Raw genomic sequence first — 2,581 nt, forward strand, 5'->3', positions numbered from 1 at the left:
ATGGTAAGCTTTTCTGAAGTAGAAAACGATACACCCGATGTTTGCTCGCCATCGCGCAACGTGGTATCCATTATTTCTATTTTCCTTCTTTCCATTTGTTTTGGTTGATAAGAGAGTGGTTGATTAAGTGATTAGGTTGGCCAAGCAATTAATTGGGTCATCCCAACTATTCACTCAATCAACCTAATTAACCTCTTAACTATATTTTTAAAACGGAAGTTGCTCAGCAAATTCCTCAATTTCGCCTTTAATGCTTTGCAAATAGTCAATATCGTCAAAGCCGTTAAGCATATTATTCTTTTTGTAGGAGTTAATATCAAATGTTTCTTTCTCGCCTGTTGCCAATAAAGTAATAGTTTGCGCAGGCAAATTTACTTCAAGTTGAGTAGTAGGATCAGCATGGATAGCCGAAAATATTTTATCAGCAAATTCCGGGCTCACCTGTACGGGTAATACACCGATATTTAAGCAGTTACCTTTAAATATATCCGCGAAGAAGCTAGATACCACACAACGGAATCCGTAATCAGAAACTGCCCAGGCAGCGTGCTCGCGTGATGAACCCGAACCAAAGTTTTTACCGCCTACCAGTATTTTACCACTGTAAATAGGGTTGTTCAATACAAAATCCTGTTTAGGCGTATTGTCCGGATTGTATCTCCAATCGCGGAAAAGGTTATCACCAAAACCAACACGCTCAGTAGCTTTTAAAAAGCGGGCAGGTATTATTTGGTCGGTATCCACATTCTCAATAGGTAGTGGTACCGCGGTGCTTGTTAGTATGTTAAATTTATCGTAAGCCATAATATTAATGTGCAAATGTGCAGATATGCAAATGTGCAGATGCTTTAAATGTTAAACTAATTCTTCTATTAATGTTCTTGGGTCGGTTACTACCCCAGTTATTGCTGCGGCTGCTGCCACTAATGGGCTAGCCAGCATAGTACGGCTGCCTGGTCCTTGTCTTCCTTCAAAGTTTCTGTTTGAGGTGCTCACCGCGTATTTACCGGCAGGTACTTTATCATCATTCATAGCTAAACAGGCCGAACAACCCGGTTGGCGCAATTCAAATCCGGCCTCGTTTAAAATATCCAACAAGCCTTCTTCTTTTATCTGTGCTTCCACAATATGCGATCCCGGTACCAGCCATGCGGTAACATTAGGTGCCTTATGTTTTCCTTTTACCAGAGATGTAAATGCTCTGAAATCTTCTATACGGCCGTTAGTACAGCTACCTACAAATACAAAATCAACCGGTTTGCCTATCATTGAATCACCTTCATGGAAACCCATGTAGTTTAATGATTTTGCATAGGTAGCAGCACCGCCTTCAGCATGTGCAGCATCAGGTATATCATGCGATATACCCATACCCATACCCGGGTTGGTACCGTAGGTAATCATCGGTTCGATGGTTGTACCATCAAACGTTAATTCTTTATCAAATACCGCATCAGCATCGGTTTTTAAAGTTTTGTAATAAGCTAATGCCTTATCCCAAGCCTCGCCTTTAGGCGTAAACTCACGGCCTTTTACATAGTTGATAGTAGTTTCATCAGGAGCTATCATACCACCACGTGCACCCATTTCAATACTCAGGTTACAAACGGTCATACGGCCTTCCATGGTCATGTTCTCAAAAACATCTCCGGCATATTCTACAAAATAACCTGTAGCACCTGATGTAGTTAATTGCGATATGATGAACAAAGCAACGTCTTTTGGAGTAACACCCAAACCTAATTTGCCATTAACATTAATACGCATTTTTTTAGGTTTTGGCTGCATGATACACTGTGTAGAAAGTACCATCTCAACTTCCGATGTACCTATACCAAACGCGATAGCCCCAAAAGCACCGTGCGTTGATGTGTGCGAATCACCACAAACAATAGTAGCACCCGGTTGGGTGATACCATACTCAGGACCTACCACGTGAACGATGCCATTTTTTTGGTGACCTAAACCCCAGTGGCTGATACCATACTCGGCAGAGTTTGACTCCAGCATCTTTAACTGGTTGGCCGAAAGCGGATCGGCAACCGGTTTGTCCTGGTTAATAGTAGGCGTGTTATGATCTGCCGTAGCAAACGTACGATTAGGATATAATACTTTTGTTCCGCGGCTTTTAAGGCCCAAAAAGGCTACCGGGCTGGTTACTTCGTGTATAAGGTGACGATCTATAAAAACCACATCAGGGCCGCCTTCTATATGGCGAACAACGTGTTTGTCCCACACCTTATCAAATAATGTTGTGCTCATTTTTTTAAATTCTAAATATTTATATCAACCTGCGTTATGATTGGCTCAAAACTTTTTCGCCGCTCATTAATGTTACCAGGTCCTCATCTTGAATATCCAATTTACTATCGGCCAATACCAGGAAACTATGGTATGCGCTGGCCAATTCTTCTTTACTTAGGTTAAAGCCCAATCTTTCTAAATGGAACTTCAACGCGTGCCTGCCGCTACGTGCGGTAAGTACAATAGTCGCGCTTGGGAAACCTACATCTTCCGGACGAATGATCTCGTAATTTTCACGCATCTTCAAAAACCCATCCTGGTGTATGCCCGAGCTGTG

General features: G+C 42.1%; 2 protein-coding genes and 1 pseudogene. All 3 read right to left on the reverse strand.

The features are described from left to right. Positions 1–207: 207 nt before the first annotated feature. Positions 208–804: a 3-isopropylmalate dehydratase small subunit gene (gene leuD, locus ABIN91_RS15095; protein WP_348052056.1), complete on the reverse strand. Its 597-nt coding sequence runs from the start codon at positions 802–804 to the stop codon at positions 208–210. Between the two features lie 51 nt (positions 805–855). Further along, positions 856–2,262: a 3-isopropylmalate dehydratase large subunit gene (gene leuC, locus ABIN91_RS15100; protein WP_348052057.1), complete on the reverse strand. Its 1,407-nt coding sequence runs from the start codon at positions 2,260–2,262 to the stop codon at positions 856–858. A gap of 34 nt (positions 2,263–2,296) precedes the next feature. Then, positions 2,297–2,581 (reverse strand): annotated as a pseudogene (locus ABIN91_RS15105) (2-isopropylmalate synthase); the annotation flags it as partial.

The sequence above is a fragment of the Mucilaginibacter sp. genome, assembly GCF_039921305.1.
Taxonomy (GTDB): domain Bacteria; phylum Bacteroidota; class Bacteroidia; order Sphingobacteriales; family Sphingobacteriaceae; genus Mucilaginibacter.

What these genes read in the sequence shown, in the direction of transcription:
- leuD (WP_348052056.1), bottom strand. Translation starts at nt 804, where the DNA reads ATGGCTTACGATAAATTTAACATACTAACAAGCACCGCGGTACCACTA.
- leuC (WP_348052057.1), bottom strand. Translation starts at nt 2,262, where the DNA reads ATGAGCACAACATTATTTGATAAGGTGTGGGACAAACACGTTGTTCGC.